A 19,245-nucleotide genomic window follows, 5' to 3' on the forward strand; every position below is an offset into this window, starting at 1 on the left:
AAATTGATGTGTCTGGAAAAAAGGTTTCTTTTCAACACACGAAGCGATCGGTATGGCTCAACTCATGACGGATCTAATTTCACACTATGAAGATCTTATTGCTGATGGGACACTGACCCGGGACGACGCGCAAGAGGCTGTGCTGCCCCGGTTTGAGCGCATTCGGGCAGCCTTGGCCGAACCGGTTAAGCGTGGATTTTTCCGCAAAGCGCCGCCGCCACCCAAGGGTTTGTATCTTTGGGGAGGTGTTGGGCGCGGCAAGTCGATGTTGATGGACATGTTTGTCGAGACATTGGGTGAAATCCCAGTTCGACGGGTGCATTTTCATGCGTTCATGCAGGAAATCCATTCCGGTCTGCACAAGGCGCGTGAAGACGGCGTTGAGGACGCTCTGGTCCCTGTGGCCGATGCAGTCATCAAATCGGCGCGGGTGCTGGCCTTTGATGAGATGCAGATCGTCGATATCACCGACGCGATGATCGTGGGGCGGTTGTTTGATCTGCTCTACAAGGGTGGTGTCGTTATCGTTACGACTTCGAACAGACATCCGGATGATCTATATAAGGATGGGTTGAACCGGCAGCTTTTTCTGCCTTTCATTCAGCATATCAAAGAGCAACTGGAAGTGTGGGAGTTGGTTTCACCCACGGATTACCGGCAGAACCGACTTGAAGGCTCGCCGGTTTACTTCACCCCCATCGGGCCCGAAGCGCGGGAAAAGATTCGTGAGGTGTGGAATGATCTGTCGGGTGGACCGGCAGAAGAGCTGGCCCTTCAGGTGAAGGGTCGCGAAGTTGTCCTGCCCGCCTTTCGCAACGGCGTTGCACGGGCCTCGTTTTATGACCTCTGCGGACGAATGTTGGGTCCAGGAGATTACCTGGCTATCGCAGAAGCGCTGAAGGTATTGGTTCTTGAAGACATCCCGCGTTTGTCACGCAATAACTTCAATGAGGCAAAGCGCTTCGTCACCCTGATCGATGCGCTTTATGAGGCGAAAGTTCGGCTGATTTGTTCCGCCGCTGCCGAGCCCGAGATGCTCTATGTCGAAGGAGAAGGAACCTTTGAGTTTGAGCGTACGGCCTCGCGCCTGCGGGAGATGCAAGACAAGGATTGGGGCAGATAGGGGCTGCTGCCCTGGCGCAGGATCTTTTTCATCAGGCGTTTTCTCTAAGGATGTTTCCCGCAAGATAAAGCGACCCGCAGATCAGAATGCGTGCATCAGGGGTTTGAGCGGTGATTGCGGCGAGCGCGTCTGTGACGCTGTCTGCTGTCGTGGCGGCCAGATTCACCTTAGCAGCAGCGGCGGCGGTTTCGTCCGCGCTCAGCGTATTCTGCTCACCCGGGATCGATACGGCCGTCAGGCTGTCTGCCCTTTGGGCCAATGGCGCGAGATAACCGGTGACATCTTTGGTATTCAGCATACCACAAATCAAATGCGTGGGACGTTCTGGTAGTGACGCTAAAACCTCGGCCAAAGCAGTGCCTGCAGCCGCGTTGTGACCACCATCCAACCACAACTCAGCTTGAGGGGCCTGCTCAACCAGAGGACCGATTTTTAGCCGCTGCATACGCGCGGGCCATTCGGCCTTGGCCACAGCGGCCTCGTAGGCATCATCGCCCATTTGCAGGTGGCGCAACGCAGCCAACGCCGCGCCTGCATTTTCGATCTGATGAGCACCCAGTAGGTTTGGCATAGGCAGATCGCGCAAACCGGTTTCGTCCTGATAAATAAGGCGACCGTTCTCAGTATGAACATGCCAGTGCTGCCCGTGGACCATTAGCGGAGCGCCCAGACGGGCTGCGGTATATTCGATGACTTCCAGCGCCTCATCTTGCTGCGGGCCGACGATGCAGGGAACGCCCGGCTTGATGATTCCGGCTTTTTCAGCGGCGATCTTGCCCAAAGTGTCGCCCAGGAACTGCTCATGGTCGATCGAGACGGGGGTGATGACCGTCAACTCGGGCCGTTCGATCACGTTGGTGGCGTCCAGCCGCCCGCCCAGCCCGACTTCGAGCAGCGTATAGTCAGCTTTGGTGCGGGAAAATGCCAGCAGCGCGGCGCAGGTGGTGATTTCAAAATAGGTGATGTTCTCACCGCCATTTGCGGCGTAACACTCATCCAGCACGGCGGTAAGGTCGGGCTCGGAAATCAGCTCACCTGCCAGTCGGATTCGCTCGTGAAACCGGGCCAGATGAGGTGAGGTATAGGCATGGACCGCATGCCCTGCCCCTTCAAGCCCCGCCCGGATCATGGCCTGGGTCGAGCCCTTGCCATTGGTTCCAGCGATATGAATGACCGGAGACAGCTTAACCTGAGGATTGTCTAGTGCCGCCAGCAAACGCCATACCCTGTCCAAGGTCAGGTCGATGATCTTGGGGTGCAGCGCCATCATCCGGTCTAGGATGGCATCCGAAGATGGGGAGGTCATTTTTCGACCGCGTCCTCGGTGGGTGCCTCGGTTGGGGCTTCTTCCGGCTCGGGCGCAGGAAGGTCGCCTTTGACCGCAGGGGGCTGCTTCATCAGCATTCGGGTGATGGTGATCAGCTCATCCCGCATCTCGGTGCGTTTGGTCACTCGGTCGAGCATCCCGTGATCCAGCAGATATTCAGCGCGCTGGAATCCTTCGGGCAGTTTCTCACGAATGGTCTGTTCGATCACACGGGGTCCGGCGAAACAGATCAGGGCATTGGGTTCCGAAATATGAACGTCACCCAGCATCGCGTACGAGGCTGTAACGCCGCCTGTAGTCGGGTGGGTCAGGACAACAATATAGGGCAGGTTTGCTTCTTTAAGCATCTCCACTGCGACCGTCGTACGCGGCATTTGCATCAGGCTCAGAATGCCTTCCTGCATCCGCGCGCCGCCGGCTGCCGAAAACAGGATCAGGGGCCGCTGTAGCCTAACAGCCTCCTGTGCTGCAGCAATGATGGCATTGCCTACATACATGCCCATCGATCCGCCCATGAACGAAAAATCCTGCGCGGCTGCCACGATCGGGGTACGGCCGATTTCGCCAACGGCGACCAGCATCGCTTCTTTCTCGCCGGTCTTTTTCTGGGCCGCCTTCATACGGTCAGGGTATTTTTTCTGATCCCGAAACTGCAGGGGATCGTCTTTCGGTGCCGGGACATCAACCTCGGAAAAAATACCGCCATCAAACAGATGTTGGAACCGATCGCGCGGCGTGATTGCCATGTGATGGTCGCACTGGGTGCAGACATTCTGGTTTTCCGCCAATTCGCGGTGGAACAGCATGGTTCCACACTCATCACACTTGTGCCAAAGGTTTTCGGGCACTTCGCGGCGCGAGAAGATCGAATTGATCCGGGGGCGGACGTAGTTTGTGATCCAGTTCATGTCGGAACCTTGATAATGCGGCGTTGACGTCAAATAAGACGCAATGCCGGGAAATGCAATCAGCGCCTGAGGACCAATCTTGCGGTGAGCCACCCCACGATCATCAGCGCAAAGTCGACTAGCAACCAAGGTCGCAACGCTTCGGCGTCCGATGCCTCATAAGGAAGATGGAACAAGGCCAGGCCACCAAGGTTGTCGGGAAGCGAAATGACAAGCAGAGCCGCGATGTTATTGAAAAAATGCAGCGCAATGGCGGGGCCCAGCGTACCCGCTCGCGCGGTCAGATCGGCGGTCAAAAGCCCAAATGTCAGCGCCCAGATGGCAATCAAGACCGCATTGTCTCCGACCGTCGCGGGGCTGTAGTGGCCAGCTGCGAACAAGATTGATGGCAGACCCATCCAGATCAGCGGAGACCGAAACCGCGCGGCGAGGCCCTGTTGCATATAGCCTCGGAACAGGATTTCCTCGGCGCTGGTCTGAATCAGCACCGCAACAGCGGATAAGGGAAGCAGCAAAAGCCATTTGGTTAACGCGAGATTCGCCACCAATGGTGCACCAAGGTCATAGGGGGGGAGTATGAATATGACTGCACCCAGCAGAAGCAATGCGCGAACAACGCGCCAAAACTGCCAGATTGCGATGGATTGTTCGCCCAGGACCGAGGCAAGTGACCGGTGCTGAAATAATCGTGCCCCCAACGCCACGCCAATAGTGACAAAAATAAAGCTGGAGAGCACAATAAGGAGCGCTGTTGGCGACGATCCATTCAAGAATGTGACCGCCGACCCTGATGAGCCAAGACTGGCAACGATTGCGAACAAGATTGCATTGAGCGTGACCACAACCACTGAGACCAGCGCAAGACCAGCCAACAAGCGCCATATCTCGGGATATCTGCGGGCGGCACCTAGCAATTGCTGATGACTTGAATAGGCACCGCGCCTTTCGTTAGTGCTCATCGGATTGCTCAGCACTTACAGAAGGCAGGTCATCCCCAATTGGAGTGTTGGGGTCACGCAACCGCTCGGACACCGTGGACAGGTATCCGGCCACGGTTTCAAGCAGCCTCATCGCAACGCCCGCGTCACTTTCAATCACAGCACGCAATTCCTCCGCGCCGATCCGCAGGAACGAGCAATCCGTGAGGGCCACCAAATCCAATTGTCGCGGCTCATTGGTGATAATCGCAAGATCGCCGATAAGGCGCCCGGGTTCTACTATCGAGAGCGAACGCATTTCACCGTGTTCATTCAGCCAATTCAGGCTCGCCGAACCTGAAATACACAAATATGCCGCGTCGGGAGCCTGGCCGCGTGCGAAAATGGTTTGACCTGCCGCGACCTCGTACCATTGGGCCGAAAACGCCAGAAGACGCTGGTTGCGCCCATCGACTCGTGAAAACAACTCGGTCGAAGAAATGATCTTGAGTTTCCGGCTCAGGTCGTCCGTCCCGGTGTCTTCGGCATCGGTGGACACGCGTGAGACACCATCGATGCGCCCGTCCTTTATTTCAACAAATAAATCATAGGCTTCCGGATGGGCAAAATGATCCTCCATAAAGATCATGATCGAGTCGGGTAATAACTCGCGCAGCTTCAGACGGGTCCGCAGGCGGCTTTCAGAGTCGTGGCTGGCCAGTGCCTTGTCGAGTATCAGGATATCGGGGCGTTTGATCCCGGCACGAGAAAAGGCAGCACGCTCCTGAAACACTGTCGGAAGGTTGTTCCCACCTAACCCGGACGGCAGGTCGTAGATGATCGCGGCGGCCCTTCGGCGCAGCCCGGCTTCGTTCAGAACCTCCGCGACCAGATCTTCGATCTCTTCTGCATGAGCACCAGCCATGATGGATACCCGACCATACAGAGCGTTTTCCATTGCTGTCAGGCGGGGAACGTAGACATCCGGTGACACCGGCACGAACATCGCACCCATAGCGCCCCGCAGCCGTTCGGCCTGACTGTGACGAATGGAAAGGATTTTGTCCTTGTACTCCTCAGGGAAACTTGGGCCGATTTGTTCAGCGGTCAGCATGAATGGGACGGTCAACAGCAGCGCACGTTCCTGATCGCCGATGGCTTCTTCGCCCTTGGTTTTGCGGCGCTCTTCGATATCGAGCAGACGGTGGTACATGTCTTTTGACATGCCAAGCCGCAAGAACAATGGGTGATCGGCCCCATCTCGCCCGAAAGTCTGGTTTAGGGTTTCCAGAACGGCCTGAGCGATGCTGAGCGCGTCATCATCCAGGCCATTGCCCGTAAGCAATGACAGAAACCGGTGGTCCCCCGCCAGAATGTCCGGTGCGATATCATGCGTCGGTGAAGCGAACAGCAGGTTCCCGCCCAAGGGCACGGCGGGATTGAACTGGTCAGGATCGAACCGATAGACATACTTGTCCAAACCGCGCTCTTGCAGGCGTGTGGCAACGGTATCTCGCAGATCGACTATTTCTTTCGCCAACACCGGGTGTACTTCCGGGTCGAACTGAGAGCGCAAAGTGCGCCGGAACATAAATTCATCAATGCCCATCGCTTCGACAAGCTGGAACCACCAATCGCGAATATCCTCGATGTCATCAAGACCCGCGAGGCTTGGATCGATCCATTCATCGGACAGTGAATCGGGTGGGTTCCCGGCGCGCACGGCTTCGATCTGGCGGCGTGAGGGGGCCTGCAATGCACCACTTTCGTGTTGAGGATGCGTGCGCAGCGGCATTAGCAGGTTATCACCCAATGTTCCGTCGAACAGGTAAGGGCGTGAATAGGCATAGCCGATCCGCGCCGCAATCACCGCCTGATGCAGGCTGTTGAGGTTGTGGCCAGCCATCAGAACCTCGCCTTGAACCGGCAGCACTTCGCGCGTCAGCAACTGCGCAAGCGCACTGCGTTCCGAAGCGTGTTTCGACTGAATCGCAACCCGAGCGCCTTGGGGAATGGTAAGATCAATATCCTCAAGGATGGTCTTGCCGTCATCATCACGAACGGTCACGTTGCGCAGTTCGATATCGCCGGTCAGGTGCGGGATTGCCTCGAGGACGCCCTCAAACAACTGTTCGGGTATCATATTCGATGGGGCAAACCGTTCGGTCACAATTTCCCAGCGCAGTGACATGTCCTGTACTTGGTTGTAGTAGGTCAGAAGATCCTTCCAAGGGCCGCTGAGGTCTTTATATGCGCCCAACGCGGCGACCAATGCGCCTACTGTCACCTCGCCCGTGATCGCCAGATAGCCGCCTACTGAATAGAACAGGAAGGGTGTCATCTGAGTGATCAGATTGTTGAGGAACTTCATGAAGAACTTCTTGTTGTAGATCTTAAAGCGGATCTCGAACAAGGTTCCTAGCCGATGGCTGAATTGCGCCAGACGATAGCGCCAGCCGCCATTGGTGCGCAGATCGCTGATACCAGCAGCACTTTCGCCAATCTCAGAGCTCAGCCGCCGGACCTCCTGAATGCGATCCTTGTTCAGAAGGTTGATCTGACGCTGCAATTTGGGAATCAGCCAAGCCTGCAAAGGGATCAATGCAATACTGGCCAGACCAAACCACACGCTTTGCATGAAAAGAAACGTGACAATCGTCATCATCTGGCCGAACTGAAAAACGGGCTGCGCGATGGCGTCTCCCATCAACCCGCCCATTGGTTCGGCCTCGGACGTGATCATCGATACCAGTTCACCTTGGCTGGTGGTGGCGAAATAGGATTTGGGGAAGCGCATCGAGCGGCTGATCAAGGTAAAGCGCAGGCGACGCAACATCCGTTCAGCGAGAATGCCTTTCATGGTATTGATGCGCATTTTCATCACGCCACTGGCGATGACAGTTGCCAAAAAGGCAAAGCACAGAATCAGCAGGTACTGCACCTGCGTCACGGTGATACCGAGTACCGTTACCGTGTCTGCGGGCGCACCAATCGCGTCATTGATGATCTGCTTAGGAAGCTCCAACGAAGCGTAAAGGAACGGAAATGACAAAACGGTCAGCAATAGCAGGACCAATTGCTGTTTTTTCGAATGCTTCCATATGAATGAAAATAGGGTGGGTTCCATTCCCCTGCCTCATGATGAGCCTGTATGATCCGGGACAAATGCCGATTGTCCGAGCGCCGACGGTAAGCCTCGGCCCGAGCTATTGCAAGAATGGCGGCTCTTTGCGACGCAGAAACCAGCTGGATAGGAGATCACATTTAGGATTCGGGAAGATTTATCCGCTAATCAAGTAAGACTGGTTTGTCCCCTGCCCCGACTTTGACTAAAGAGGGGCTGTCTTGAAAGATGGGGCGATGGGCAGGTTACTGGATCGATATATTCAACTAAAGGCTCTGGGGCGCTGGCAGCGTGCCGCGCAGCAGTCTGACCACCTCGCACTGCCTGAGCTTCGCCGCCAACGTGATGACGCCCGGCGGTTGCGCGGCAAACTTGAACAAGCAATTCAAAAAGCTGATGCTCGCCTGATCCAACCCTTGATTGGGGCGACGCAGTTTCCAAAACCCCTGGGAACGGATTGGTCGTGGCGACCGGACCTGTGGCGGACGCCACTGATCCGCAAAGGTATAGCCTCGGCCCCGCGCAAGGCGCGGATGGATGGGCAGGTCATCCTGTTTCACGATTGCAGCCAGGTCGAGATCGGGCTGCAGCAAATCCGAAATCGGCGAGACAAGGATTTGGCGCCTTTCAGTCTGGCCGTTGAGGTATTTGATTTTCAGGGATCTTTCCTGTCGCTTTCCATTGATCTGCCCACGGATGCCGCCATAAATCTGTCCCGCCAGCATCTGATGCGGGTCGACACTCTGGTTGAGTGCGAGCGTTCTACCGTAGTCTTCGCCCGCCTGAACATTCAGCATGGCCCAAATACCGAGCAGGTTCTGCGCGAACTTGATCTTTCAACACCTGCGGCGACTGTAGATTTTGATCTGGCCCATCTGAACGTGAATGAGCGTCGAATTGAAAAACTCTGGCTGGATCTGATCATTGATCAACCCGCGATGAACCGTGTGGTGTTTCGTGACCTGACATTCTGCCGTTACCACCGGGCTGATCTGTAAAGGGTACTCAATGTCTTATACCACCCTGACACCAATCCGCTTCGAAAATGGCCTGTGGGAAGGCCATTTGACCAGCGAAAGCCCCCCTCAGATCGAGGTGCTGTTTCTTGGTGAGCCTTTGACTGATGTTGAGTTGGAACCAGCAACAGATGGCTGGGCCTTGCGCATCCCTGTGCCGCCCGCCGCCCTGTCGGAAGGTGTCCATACTGTCGTGATTCACGATGGAACAACAGGCCATAAGCTGGGGGATTTCACCATCATCGCCGGTTCACCCGCCGCAGATGATCTGAGGGCCGAAGTCGCTTTGTTGCGCGCCGAGTTGGACATGTTAAAGCGCGCGTTCCGCCGCTCTCAGGCATCTCAAAGCGAAACCTGACCACAGTACCGACAGGATTGTCCCTATCTTTTCAGATCCATACGTGCATCATTGGATTGGCCTATGGATCGCAACAGCATCATAAAGGTCATCGCGCTGATGGTGACGGGTTTCGGGATCGGGATCGATTTTACCGGTGCCCTGATGCTGGTCCCGGCAATCGAAAACAGCTTTGACGCCGACATCACCAGCACCCAGTGGGTTCTGAATATTTACGCTCTGTTCTTTGCAATGACGATGGTGGCCGGAGGTCGCCTGGGTGACATGTATGGTCATCGCAAGTTGATGATCATCGGTCTTTCGATCTTTCTGTTTGCGTCGGTTTTATGCTTTGTCTCACCCGGTTTGGACTACCTGATCGGCGCACGCGCCTTGCAGGGGATCGGGGCGGGATGCGTGTGGCCCTGCACGCTTGCATTTGGAGCCACCAAAGTGTCGAAAGAAGAACACCGCGCGTTGGTGATGGGGCTGATACTGGCGGGTGTCACCACGGGTAATGTCTTTGGACCGATGATTAGCGGCGCGGTGGTCAATCTGGGTGATTGGCGGTTGTTTTTCCTCGCCAATGTGGTGTTTTCCAGCATTTCGATGACGACTGCGATCCTGCTGATGGAGCGTGAGACCGAGCATAAGAAAGGTGAACACATCGACTTTGCCGGGATGGGTATCCTGTCTTTTGCAGTTTTGCTCTTGCTTTACGGTTTGGACGTTGGTGCCGATTGGGGCTGGACTTCGCTGCCGCTTTTGCTGCTGTTTTTTGTCAGCGCCGTTTTGTTCTTCCTGTTTCCGAAAGTCGAAAAGAGGGTCAAGGAACCCTTGCTAATGCCTCAGTTGATGCAGAACCGAGAGTTTCTGATTACCTTGGGTCTGAATATGTTCAACGTCTCGGCAGCTTTTGTCGGGCTGCTTTATTTTCCGCAGTATATGCAAAAAGTCTTGGGATGGTCTGTGTTCCAATCGGCGCTGGGTTTGGCACCGCTGACGGTGTTGCTAGCGGTCGGATCAATCGTCTCGGGTACGCTGTATAACGATTTTGGGCCCAAGCGACTGCTGTTTTGGGGATATATTTGCGCCACAGTCGGGGCGGCAAGCGTTGTCATCATGCCTTCCGGGACCGGATATTTTCAGATTCTGCCCGGAATGGCGCTGATTGGTTTGGGCGCAACGCTGACGGTCGGGCCTTCGGGAACAGCCGCTGTATGCGCGGTCAAGCCGGAACGCGCCGGACTGGTTGGCGGCCTGAGTTTCATGACCCATCTTGTCTATGGGGCAATCGCGGTCGCCTGTGCGACGGCGGTCATGTATGTGACAAGCCTGTCCAGCCTGAAAACCCGATTGACCGCGTCAGACATCAACATGTCCGAGGCTGATCAGAAAGCGATCAATGGTGGAACGCTGAACACAGACTCGGCAAAAGCAGTGCTTGAAAAGTTGAATTCAGGTGAAACTGAAAAGGTTCAGGCCGCCATTGCGGCGGCCTTTGATACCGGAATGAATATGGCTTTTGTATTCGCCACGATCTCAGTCGCTGCTGGAATCGTCCTAGCGCTGATGCTGGATGAGAAAAAGCTGCACAAGGTCGAAGGGTAACCCGTACAGGTGTAAGTATGGGGCCGCTGGTGGCGGCCCCTACCCTTTATTGTGACGGTCCTCCAGTCGGATTGAATGCGGACAGGCCCTTGAGAATATCGATGGCATAGGCCAGTTGATAATCCTCTTCCCGCAGCTCCGCGGTGGCTTCGGCCTTGGCGCGATCCTCTTCGATCTGGCGAATCTCGTCCTCGCTGAGGCTGTCATTGTTCAGGCTGCCACGCAGATCGGCCTCGGACCGGGTGCGGGTGTTTGTATCTTCTTCTTCCTCGTCAACCGGGTTGTTGCGTGGTTGTTCGACGATGATGTCCGGGCTGACGCCAAGCGCCTGAATCGAACGACCCGAGGGCGTGTAGTAGCGAGAGGTTGTCAGACGCATAGCCCCGTCACCCCGAAGCGGCATGACCGTCTGCACCGATCCCTTGCCGAAGCTCTTTGTGCCAACCACGATGGCGCGGTTGTGATCCTGCAAGGCGCCCGCGACAATTTCCGACGCCGAGGCCGAACCACCGTTGATCAGCACAACGATGGGCTTGCCCCCGGTCAGATCGCCGGGTGTTGCGTTGAATCGCTCACCATCTTCGAGATTGCGACCCCGGGTCGAGACGATTTCACCCTCATCCAGGAACGCGTCAGAGACCTTAATGGCCTGTGTCAATAGCCCGCCCGGATTGTTACGCAGATCCAGAACGATGCCATTGACGTTTTCGATGCCACCGGCCTCTTCGATCTGTTCTTCCAGTCCTTCCTTGAGGTTCGGATAGGTTTGGTCATTGAAGGTCGTGACACGCAACACGACACTTGTACCTTCGGTACGTGCACGAACTGCGGTCAGCTTGATCGTGTCGCGAACGATCGTCACGTCGAATGGCTCCTGCTCGCCTTCACGCACGACTGTGATCACGATTTCCGATCCCACCGGGCCGCGCATCAGGTCCACGGCTTTATCCAGCGTCAGCCCCAAAATACTCTCGCCATCCACATGGGTGATGAAATCGCCCGCTTCGATACCAGCAGCATCCGCTGGGGTGTCATCGATGGGCGATACTACTTTGACAAAGCCTTCTTCCTGCGTGACTTCGATACCGAGCCCGCCAAACTCGCCACGTGTCTGCACGCGCATCTGCTCGGCATCATCAGGCGACAGGTAGCTGGAATGCGGGTCTAGCGAGGTCAGCATCCCGTCAATCGCAGCCTCGATCAGCTCGTCGGTTTCTACCTCTTCGACATACTGGGCGCGAATACGTTCGAAAATGTCACCGAACAGATCAAGTTGTTCGTAAACGCTTGCCTTGTTCTCGGCTTCTTGCGCAAGCAGAGGGCCTGCGATCTGAGTTGTTGCGACTATCCCTGCCACGGTGCCGGCCAGTCCGGCCATCACAAATTTCTTCATACTCGTTTATCCATCCTTGTCCGTCCGGAACCATGATTCCGGGTCCACTGGGCTGTTATCCTGTCTTACTTCTATATAGAGCGTTTCTGACCAGTCAGTTCCAGTGCCATCACCGCTTGTTGACATAATAGCGCCGATTTCCGGAGTTTCACCCGGCATCAAACCTACCGGAGTACCCTCGGGTATCACTTCCCCGGTCAGACCATATACCTCTTGCAGACCTGAGAACACGAATAGCAATCCGGGCTGGGGTTCAAGGATCACAAGATTCCCGAGATCCAGCAAGGGCCCGCGGTAACGGATCGTGGCAGCCGTTGGCGCGGTGACCAATGCGCGGGGTCGCGTGCCCAGCACCAGCCCGGGGCGCGTTACCCCCGCTGCGTCCGTTTCGCCCGCCCGGTGCAGCATGACCCCTTGTGCGGGCAAGGCGATTTGACCTTTCCGGCCCGAGACATCTGCATTTGTATCTTCAATCTCACCATCGGTGATCTCGGATAACCCACTGGCAAACCCATCCAGCGTTTCGGTCGAGGATATCAGGATCGCTGTACGCACAGGATCTTCTACGAAACGGCGCGGCAGATCGGTCCGGTCCGCTATCGCCTCACTAAGCTGCGTGCGGGCATCCTGAACACCCTCCAACCCTTCGGTCAGCGTATTGGCAGCGTTTTGTTGAAGCTGTCGCAGTGTCTGTACCTCTTGCAATTCGTTTGCAAGCGCCTGAGCCTGCGCGTTCAACCCAGGCGTGACTTCGGACAACATCATACCAGTGCGCGCGGCCCCAAGTGGGCCGGACGGGTGCAGCATAAGTACTGGAGGCGCGGTGGTTTCGATCGTCTGCAGAACACCTAACAGCTGCGCCACCTCCTGCTCTTGAACCTGCAATTCTGCAGTCAATTGCGCCTCGCGCAAGGCCGCGCGGCGCAGGCCGTCGCGCATGGCGCTCAGACCAGCCTCGTAGGCTTTTATGGTTTCGGTCAGAGCTTTGACCCGGTCGCGGGCAGATTCGGCCTCAGTCAACGCGATCGAGGCTTGCTCCAGCATCTCGGCCGCTTCTAGTGCCGCCTTTGACGGGCTGGTTTGGGCGACGACAGGGGTGGCCCAAATCAGCGCTGCAGCAACGATCGGGCTCAATCTCATGTCAGCAAGCTTTCCCCTGTCATTTCAACGGGTTTCGGCAATTCCATAAGCTGCAACAAAGTTGGAGCAAGATCGGCCAAGCGCCCATCGCGCAGGCTTGAACCTTCGGGGCCGCCGACCAGAACAACAGGCACGGGGTTCAGCGTATGGGCCGTATGTGGACCGCCCGTCTCCGGATCGACCATCATTTCGCAGTTACCATGATCTGCGGTCACGATCATCGCACCCCCGACCTGCTTCAGCGCTGCAACCACCTGCCCCAGACCTTGATCAACAGCCTCACAGGCCTTGATCGCAGCTTTCAGATCACCGGTATGGCCAACCATATCGGGATTGGCGTAGTTGGTGACGATCAGATCATATCCGCCGTGGATTGCCTCGACGAACTTTTCTGTCACTTCGGCCGAGGACATCTCGGGCTGCAAATCATATGTCGCCACTTTGGGCGATTTGGGCATGAAGCGATCCTCGCCACCCTCAGGCTGCTCTTTGCCACCGTTCAGGAAGAAAGTGACATGAGGGTACTTCTCGGTCTCGGCCAGCCGGAACTGGCGCAGGCCTTGCTTAGCAACCCATTCGCCCAGCGTGTTCACGATATCCCGCTTGGGAAATACGGTCGTCATATAATCGTTATGGCCATCGGAATACTCAACCATGCCCAGTAACGCCGACAACTGCGGGCGCGGACCGGAGTCGAACTCGGCAAAACCGGGCTCCCCAATTGCCCGCAGGATTTCTCGGGCACGGTCGGCGCGGAAGTTCAGGCAAAAGAACCCGTCACCGTCCTTAATACCGGAATAACCAGCAAGAACCGTGGGCGCGATAAACTCGTCGGTTTCGGATTGGGCGTAGGCATGGTCGACGGCCTCATGGGCCGAGGCCACAGTGCGCCCCTGACCTTTGACTATTGCGTCATAGGCCTCGGAGACGCGTTCCCAGCGATTATCGCGGTCCATGGCAAAGTAGCGCCCACAGACGGTGACGACCTTTGCGCCATCGGGCAACCGGTCTTCGAGTTCGGCGATGTAGGTAAAGGCCGATTTCGGGGCCACATCGCGCCCGTCGGTGATCGCATGTAGCGCCACAGGCACACCCGCATCGGTAGCCGCTTTGGCGGCAGCTACGATGTGATCCAGGTGCCCGTGCACGCCCCCATCCGATACCAGCCCCATCAGATGCGCTGTCCCGCCTGCAGCTTTCACCTTAGCGATGAAGCTCTGCAGCGCCTCATTGTGAAAGAAAGAACCGTCTTCTATGGCTAGGTCAATCTGCCCCAGATCCATCGCAACCACGCGCCCAGCCCCGATATTGGTGTGACCAACCTCGGAATTACCCATCTGACCACTAGGTAGACCCACATCCGGCCCGTGCGTTATCAGTTGCGCATGAGGACCTTCAGCCATGAGAGCATCAAAGGTTGGCGTATTTGCCAGATAAGGCGCATTGGCCTTGGTGTCGTCGGATAGGCCCCAACCATCAAGGATACAAAGGACAACGGGCTTTGGGGCGGTCATGAAAGCTCTCCGATTGAGGCGGCGTTGCTGTCTTCTACCCCCTGCCCGCTCAAGGTTGAACCGTCATTAGGGCCGCGAATGAAGAATTAATCTGTCTTGTAGTCCCCAAAGGGTCGCGCTTTGCGGTTGCGGTATTTAACGGTCAGCTCAAGCGGCATCTCGTTTTCGTCGTAAATACCGATCACCACGCCTGTTCCTCGGCTTGATCCACGCATGTTTAGCAGTTGTTCTTCCGACCGGGTCGTGCGCTGCGACTGGCGCCGCGTCCAGGTGAACAGGTGATCATACATCTCGGCGATGATGTCTGCATGTTCATCGCTTTCGCCCAGGTCCGTCAGCTCGCTCGGATCATTCTCTAGATCAAACAAAAGCGGGCGATAGCCCCCTTCACAATGGATCAGCTTCCATTTCTCGTTTGCAACCATGAACATGACCGCATCCCGAACCGAGGCGTTCAGTGTCTGCGCAATGGGGGATGCGGAGTAGTCGTACTCACAAATCACCACATCGCGCGGAGTGCTTTCGGCCTGACCGTGCAGGATGGGCAGCAACGAATGCCCCTCCAAAATGTGCCCTGCGGGTTCACCGCCTGCAACCTCCAGAAACGTGGGCGCTAGATCGATGGATTCAACCAATGCATCGCATGTGGTGCCGCGCGTGGCATCAGCCTCGGGCGATGGATCATAGATGATCAGCGGCATTTTGGTCGAGGCGTCATGGAAGAAGGTCTTCTCTCCCATCCAGTGATCGCCCAGAAAATCCCCGTGGTCCGAGGTCAGCACGATCATCGTGTCCTGCATTCGTCCGGTCTGTTCCATCCACTCAAACAGCCGCCCCATTTGGTCGTCAGCCTGCTTGATCAGGCCCATATAGGCTGGGATCACGGCCTCGCGTACATCCTGACGCGAGAAGGTCTGGCCGATTTTCGTTTCCATGAACGCTTTCAGCACCGGATGAGCGTTCTGCCGTTCAGCTTCGGACCGAATGACAGGCAGAATGTGTTCGGGACCATACATCGAGGCGTAGGGTTCTGGCACAATATAGGGCCAATGCGGTTTGATGTAGCTGAGGTGGCAGCACCACGGCCCCTCATGGTTTTCCATGAACTCCATGCCGCGAGAGGTGAGATAAGGCGTTTCGCTGTCTTCCTCGGCGATATTCGCGGCCTCTGACGAATTTTTCAGGAACCAACCTGAAAGTACATTGCCCTCTTCATCCAGCCCCGAATTGGCGAAGTCGTGCCAGGGGTTGTCACTCTCATAGCCTTTGTCTTTCAGATACTCGTTGTACCTTTTGGCGCCATCCGGGTCATAAAACCCATCCGGCCCTTCGGGGCGCATCCCGTCATCGCGCTCAAAGACATCAAACCCGCATTCAGCGAGGCGTGCCCCGATCAGGCTGTCGGGCTCAAGCCCCAAACGAGCCATGCCCTCGGCGTCTGCGCGCATATGAGTCTTGCCAACCAACCAGCAATCCATCCCTGCCTTGCGCAAGTGATCGCCCATGGTGACCTCACCAACTTTCAGCGGGATTCCATTCCATGACGCGCCGTGCGAATGCACATAGCGGCCGGTATAGGTCGACATACGGGAACTGCCGCAGATCGGTGACTGGATGTAGGCCCGTGTGAACCGCATACCCATCGAGGCGAGACGGTCAATATTTGGCGTATGCAGATGTGGATGTCCGTAGCAGCTGAGGTAATCCCAGCGCAATTGGTCGAACATGATGAAGAGGACGTTCTTGGCTTTGTTCATGCCAAGAGGGTTATCCTAGCCTTCCATCTGTTGCAGCATCTTTTTCGCACGCTTGCACTGCAACTGGTCGCGCAGAGGGCTGTCGGGATCGATATCCTTTTGACAGACCACACATTTATCGGCACCCGAGATCGCGTTCAGGCCACCGCAGCTGCCTTTGATGGTTTTGCCCATCAACATCACACCCAGCGCCATGCCAACCATGACGATCAGCAACAGGAAAAAGGCTAGAATAAAGGTGCTCATAGCGGTTCCTACCGGTCAGTTGGTCCCCAGCGCATCCTTGAAGGCGCTGCTTTGTACGGTGATATAGGCTTCTTCTCCGCTTGTCACATCCCGCGAGATGAAGAACACGGCAAGTTTATGCTCTTCGGCCAGTTCCAGACCCTTTTCCAGACCCAATGCCAGCATCGCCGTTGCCCACGCATCCGCCATCATGGCGTTGTCTGCTATAACAGTAACCGAAGTGGTGCGATGAGTAATCGGGCGGCCCGTCGTCGGGTCAATGATATGCGAATAGCGCACCCCGTCCTGTTCGAAGAAGTTCTTGTAATCACCCGAGGTCGCCATTCCCAGATTGTCGAGCGGCACGATCAACTGGATTGATTGCGCGCCAGTCTCGGGTTTTTCGATCCCGATCCGCCAGCTTTCGCCTTTGTCATTCTCGCCCATGGTCACCAGATCACCACCGATCTCGACCATATAGTTCTCGATCCCGGCCTCGCGCAGCTGTGCGGCAACCGCATCGATGCCATAACCTTTGGCAATCGCAGACAGGTTGATCCCGACTCCGGCCTCTGACTTGGCCAAAGTGCCCGCTCCGCGATCCAAGTCTAACAACCGCGCTTGTCCCACTTGCCCTAGCGCTGTCGCGATCTCGTCATCTGCCGGAATTGGGTCTTCAGGTTTTCGCGGTCCAAACCCCCACAATTCGATCAGCGGACCAAGGGTAACATCAAACGTACCACCGGATTTCTCGTGAACCTCATTTGCGGCCTCGATTACGAAGGCAAATTCGTCTGACACTTGCATGGGGTCCGTGCTGCCTGAGGCCGAGAAGGTCGAGACCTCGGAATTCGGGTCCCAGTTGGACATCTTGGCATTGACCTGCGCCAGGGTCTCCTGAACCGCTTGCCCCAGCGCTGCTTCGTCTAAATCATCGCCGATTGCGGTGATGTTGAACGTGGTGCCCATCGTCTCGCCGGACAGGCGTACCACGTCAGGCTCTTTGCCAAACAAGCAGGCCGAAACAGTCAAAAGTAAGGCCAGTGCGATCAGTGGGCGCATGGTGCAATCTCCCGGGAGTGTTCTTGCCCGGCATATGCCAGTGAGCCTGTTCAGAGTCAAACCGGCCTCAAATCTTGAGCGGCAAAAACGCCAATGTAAAAAGCCCGATTGCTGCCGGGACGCCAAACAGCCAAGCGCGCTTTTGCCAACCTTCCGGTTGCTGTTTCCAAGCCATGCGAAAATTATGGCCGCAGACCACCACGATAAAGAATATCAGCGCGGCAACTGGTGGCGTCAGATACAGGTTGCTCACAAGCAATTTCCTTTTGAAGTGGCCAAGTTACGCCGGTTTTCGAAATTGCACCCTATACAGGGCCGGTCCCTGCGGTAAGGTAGGTTGTAAAGACAATACCGGTGAAAGAGGAGACCGCCCATGGCCCCAAGCTCTTACCAGCCTCCGACACGCGGCGACAAGGCCGCGGCGACAACCCGCAGTCAATCAGTTGAGACCAATCTGTCGCATACCCAGACAACGGTTGCGAAACTGATGGAAGGCAAAGGTGATGCTGTGTTTTCGGTGCGGCCCAACGACACGATTCACTCGGTCGTGGATATCTTGCGCGAAAAACGCATCGGGGCCGTTGTTGTGACGGATCAGAATGGTGCCCTGCAGGGTATCCTTTCCGAACGTGATATCGTGCGCCGTATGGCGGAAACGCCCGGCCAGACCCTACCCCAATCCGCGGCTGATCTTATGACGACTGAGGTTAAAACCTGCAGCCCCGAAGATTATCTGAACGACGTGCTGAAAACCATGACCGAAGGCCGGTTCCGGCATATGCCCATACTGAGTGATGGAAATCTGCGCGGGGTGATCACCATTGGCGATGTGGTTCATTTCCGCTTGAAAGAACTGGAATATGAAGCACTTAGAATGAAGCAAATGATCGTCGGCTAGCGACTTACGTTGATAGGCGCGCGATTCCGGTGTGCGCGGTCGAGATAAATCGGACAGAACCAGGCGAGATTTCCGCAGCCGTCAGCTGATCGGTGGCGAATGCACCTGTATCGATCGAAATGACATCATGCTCGACCCGAGCTTCGTCGACGATGGTATGGCCATGCACCACCCATTGCTCGTCTTTCCTGCGTTTCTTGCGGAACTGAGGATGCCCCCAAAGGCAAGTTCTGTCCTGTTGCCGATCGACCGGCTGCGAAGGATCAAGCGCGGCATGAACAACCGTTACATTCCCGCTTGTCCAGGTCAGCGGCCGATCTTTTAACCAGTCCAGAAGCGGTTGTCCCATCGCTTGCTGCAGTTGTTCGGCAACGGCTTGCGGGTTGGACTGGTCAATATCCGCAAGCCCAAACGAAGCCAAAGTCTGAGCACCGCCATTATACAGCCAGACACGCGCCATCCGTGTTGGATCGGACAAAAACCCAAGCAGCATATCTTCGTGATTGCCTTTCAGGCAGATCGCCCGGGTTTCGGGGTTCGTGTCGAGGTGATGTAGCTGACGCAACACCTGCGCGCTGTATCCGCCCCGGTCAACATAGTCGCCTACAAACACCACCGGACAGTCGTTATCCAGCGCAGGCAGGAGCCGTTGTAAAAGATCCAACCTCCCATGTATGTCTCCGATTGCGTAGAATTTTTCTGTAGGCGCCAATGAATACAGATTCACCGGCTGATCAGACGGTGTTTGAGATGCGATAAGCCTTTTGATCCATCCGGTTAACATAAGACCTGCTGCCTAATGCGGAAAAATATGGAGCAGCATTCGCCAAATGCAGACGTTGATATTGGCAGCCTGCCCAACATCAGACCTAAAAATGAAAATGGTCGGTCCC

The 19,245-nt window shown here is 56.1% G+C and carries 17 protein-coding genes; 5 read left to right on the top strand and 12 right to left on the bottom strand.

The genetic code is table 11. The features are described 5' to 3' along the window. Positions 1 to 64: 64 nt before the first annotated feature. The gene (zapE, locus tag ACR0NE_RS01645; protein WP_170465594.1) at positions 65 to 1,123 is read left to right on the top strand and encodes a cell division protein ZapE; all 1,059 of its coding nucleotides are present in this window, start codon (positions 65 to 67) and stop codon (positions 1,121 to 1,123) included. Positions 1,124 to 1,154: 31 nt separating this feature from the next. On the opposite strand, the gene ACR0NE_RS01650 is transcribed toward zapE, so the two are convergent. From ACR0NE_RS01650 to ACR0NE_RS01665, 4 genes are read right to left on the bottom strand one after another with little or no spacing between them, the layout of a single operon-like run. Next, a complete protein-coding gene (locus ACR0NE_RS01650; protein ID WP_170596565.1) occupies positions 1,155 to 2,429 on the bottom strand; it encodes a bifunctional folylpolyglutamate synthase/dihydrofolate synthase in 1,275 nt (424 codons plus the stop codon). After that, positions 2,426 to 3,358, bottom strand: coding sequence for an acetyl-CoA carboxylase, carboxyltransferase subunit beta (accD, locus tag ACR0NE_RS01655; RefSeq protein ID WP_170393952.1), 933 nt, complete (start codon positions 3,356 to 3,358; stop codon positions 2,426 to 2,428). The genes ACR0NE_RS01650 and accD overlap by 4 nt, the downstream gene beginning before the upstream one ends. 59 nt (positions 3,359 to 3,417) lie before the next feature. Then, positions 3,418 to 4,317 carry a type II CAAX endopeptidase family protein gene (locus ACR0NE_RS01660; RefSeq protein ID WP_170407256.1) on the bottom strand — a complete coding sequence of 300 codons (900 nt, stop codon included), beginning with the start codon at positions 4,315 to 4,317 and terminating at the stop codon, positions 3,418 to 3,420. Next, on the bottom strand, positions 4,307 to 7,402 hold the full coding sequence (locus tag ACR0NE_RS01665) for an ABC transporter transmembrane domain-containing protein (protein ID WP_170596563.1): 3,096 nt from the start codon (positions 7,400 to 7,402) through the stop codon (positions 4,307 to 4,309). Before ACR0NE_RS01665 ends, ACR0NE_RS01660 begins: the two co-directional genes overlap by 11 nt. A gap of 233 nt (positions 7,403 to 7,635) precedes the next feature. Between ACR0NE_RS01665 and ACR0NE_RS01670 the strand changes: the two genes are divergently transcribed. From ACR0NE_RS01670 to ACR0NE_RS01680, 3 genes are all read left to right on the top strand, one after another. Further along, on the top strand, positions 7,636 to 8,397 hold the full coding sequence (locus tag ACR0NE_RS01670) for a DUF6478 family protein (RefSeq protein ID WP_170562004.1): 762 nt from the start codon (positions 7,636 to 7,638) through the stop codon (positions 8,395 to 8,397). A 10-nt stretch (positions 8,398 to 8,407) separates the two neighbouring features. Further along, on the top strand, positions 8,408 to 8,773 hold the full coding sequence (locus ACR0NE_RS01675; protein WP_170596561.1) for a hypothetical protein: 366 nt from the start codon (positions 8,408 to 8,410) through the stop codon (positions 8,771 to 8,773). 63 nt (positions 8,774 to 8,836) lie between these two features. After that, positions 8,837 to 10,363 (top strand): MFS transporter, encoded by a 1,527-nt coding sequence (locus ACR0NE_RS01680; protein ID WP_170596559.1) that lies wholly within the window; start codon positions 8,837 to 8,839, stop codon positions 10,361 to 10,363. A gap of 46 nt (positions 10,364 to 10,409) precedes the next feature. Here ACR0NE_RS01680 and ACR0NE_RS01685 read toward each other — a convergent pair whose 3' ends face one another. The 7 genes from ACR0NE_RS01685 to ACR0NE_RS01715 form a co-directional block, all read right to left on the bottom strand. Next, the gene (locus ACR0NE_RS01685; RefSeq protein ID WP_170596557.1) at positions 10,410 to 11,756 is read right to left on the bottom strand and encodes a S41 family peptidase; all 1,347 of its coding nucleotides are present in this window, start codon (positions 11,754 to 11,756) and stop codon (positions 10,410 to 10,412) included. A gap of 6 nt (positions 11,757 to 11,762) precedes the next feature. After that, the gene (locus ACR0NE_RS01690; RefSeq protein WP_170465596.1) at positions 11,763 to 12,896 is read right to left on the bottom strand and encodes a peptidase M23; all 1,134 of its coding nucleotides are present in this window, start codon (positions 12,894 to 12,896) and stop codon (positions 11,763 to 11,765) included. Then, positions 12,893 to 14,410: a 2,3-bisphosphoglycerate-independent phosphoglycerate mutase gene (gpmI, locus tag ACR0NE_RS01695; RefSeq protein WP_170393966.1), complete on the bottom strand. Its 1,518-nt coding sequence runs from the start codon at positions 14,408 to 14,410 to the stop codon at positions 12,893 to 12,895. Before gpmI ends, ACR0NE_RS01690 begins: the two co-directional genes overlap by 4 nt. A gap of 86 nt (positions 14,411 to 14,496) precedes the next feature. Further along, positions 14,497 to 16,167 carry a sulfatase-like hydrolase/transferase gene (locus ACR0NE_RS01700; protein WP_170596555.1) on the bottom strand — a complete coding sequence of 557 codons (1,671 nt, stop codon included), beginning with the start codon at positions 16,165 to 16,167 and terminating at the stop codon, positions 14,497 to 14,499. 15 nt (positions 16,168 to 16,182) lie between these two features. After that, on the bottom strand, positions 16,183 to 16,413 hold the full coding sequence (gene nqrM, locus ACR0NE_RS01705; protein ID WP_170393970.1) for a (Na+)-NQR maturation NqrM: 231 nt from the start codon (positions 16,411 to 16,413) through the stop codon (positions 16,183 to 16,185). Positions 16,414 to 16,428: 15 nt separating this feature from the next. Further along, a complete protein-coding gene (locus ACR0NE_RS01710) occupies positions 16,429 to 17,454 on the bottom strand; it encodes an FAD:protein FMN transferase (protein ID WP_170596553.1) in 1,026 nt (341 codons plus the stop codon). 67 nt (positions 17,455 to 17,521) lie between these two features. Further along, a complete protein-coding gene (locus ACR0NE_RS01715) occupies positions 17,522 to 17,707 on the bottom strand; it encodes a hypothetical protein (protein WP_170393974.1) in 186 nt (61 codons plus the stop codon). A gap of 120 nt (positions 17,708 to 17,827) precedes the next feature. On the opposite strand from ACR0NE_RS01715, the gene ACR0NE_RS01720 reads away from it, so the two are divergent. Further along, on the top strand, positions 17,828 to 18,352 hold the full coding sequence (locus ACR0NE_RS01720; RefSeq protein ID WP_170596551.1) for a CBS domain-containing protein: 525 nt from the start codon (positions 17,828 to 17,830) through the stop codon (positions 18,350 to 18,352). A gap of 4 nt (positions 18,353 to 18,356) precedes the next feature. Here ACR0NE_RS01720 and ACR0NE_RS01725 read toward each other — a convergent pair whose 3' ends face one another. Next, positions 18,357 to 19,136 (bottom strand): metallophosphoesterase, encoded by a 780-nt coding sequence (locus ACR0NE_RS01725; protein WP_170596549.1) that lies wholly within the window; start codon positions 19,134 to 19,136, stop codon positions 18,357 to 18,359. Between the last annotated feature and the right edge of the window lie 109 nt (positions 19,137 to 19,245).

It is taken from the genome of Ruegeria sp. C9 (assembly GCF_056537585.1).

Coding starts and splice junctions, on each gene's coding strand:
- ACR0NE_RS01690 (WP_170465596.1), bottom strand. CDS start 12,896: ATGAGATTGAGCCCGATCGTTGCTGCAGCGCTGATTTGGGCCACCCCT.
- ACR0NE_RS01685 (WP_170596557.1), bottom strand. CDS start 11,756: ATGAAGAAATTTGTGATGGCCGGACTGGCCGGCACCGTGGCAGGGATA.
- ACR0NE_RS01675 (WP_170596561.1), top strand. CDS start 8,408: ATGTCTTATACCACCCTGACACCAATCCGCTTCGAAAATGGCCTGTGG.
- ACR0NE_RS01680 (WP_170596559.1), top strand. CDS start 8,837: ATGGATCGCAACAGCATCATAAAGGTCATCGCGCTGATGGTGACGGGT.
- gpmI (WP_170393966.1), bottom strand. CDS start 14,410: ATGACCGCCCCAAAGCCCGTTGTCCTTTGTATCCTTGATGGTTGGGGC.
- accD (WP_170393952.1), bottom strand. CDS start 3,358: ATGAACTGGATCACAAACTACGTCCGCCCCCGGATCAATTCGATCTTC.
- ACR0NE_RS01660 (WP_170407256.1), bottom strand. CDS start 4,317: ATGAGCACTAACGAAAGGCGCGGTGCCTATTCAAGTCATCAGCAATTG.
- ACR0NE_RS01710 (WP_170596553.1), bottom strand. CDS start 17,454: ATGCGCCCACTGATCGCACTGGCCTTACTTTTGACTGTTTCGGCCTGC.
- ACR0NE_RS01650 (WP_170596565.1), bottom strand. CDS start 2,429: ATGACCTCCCCATCTTCGGATGCCATCCTAGACCGGATGATGGCGCTG.
- zapE (WP_170465594.1), top strand. CDS start 65: ATGACGGATCTAATTTCACACTATGAAGATCTTATTGCTGATGGGACA.
- nqrM (WP_170393970.1), bottom strand. CDS start 16,413: ATGAGCACCTTTATTCTAGCCTTTTTCCTGTTGCTGATCGTCATGGTT.
- ACR0NE_RS01720 (WP_170596551.1), top strand. CDS start 17,828: ATGGCCCCAAGCTCTTACCAGCCTCCGACACGCGGCGACAAGGCCGCG.
- ACR0NE_RS01665 (WP_170596563.1), bottom strand. CDS start 7,402: ATGGAACCCACCCTATTTTCATTCATATGGAAGCATTCGAAAAAACAG.
- ACR0NE_RS01725 (WP_170596549.1), bottom strand. CDS start 19,136: ATGTTAACCGGATGGATCAAAAGGCTTATCGCATCTCAAACACCGTCT.
- ACR0NE_RS01670 (WP_170562004.1), top strand. CDS start 7,636: ATGGGCAGGTTACTGGATCGATATATTCAACTAAAGGCTCTGGGGCGC.
- ACR0NE_RS01700 (WP_170596555.1), bottom strand. CDS start 16,167: ATGAACAAAGCCAAGAACGTCCTCTTCATCATGTTCGACCAATTGCGC.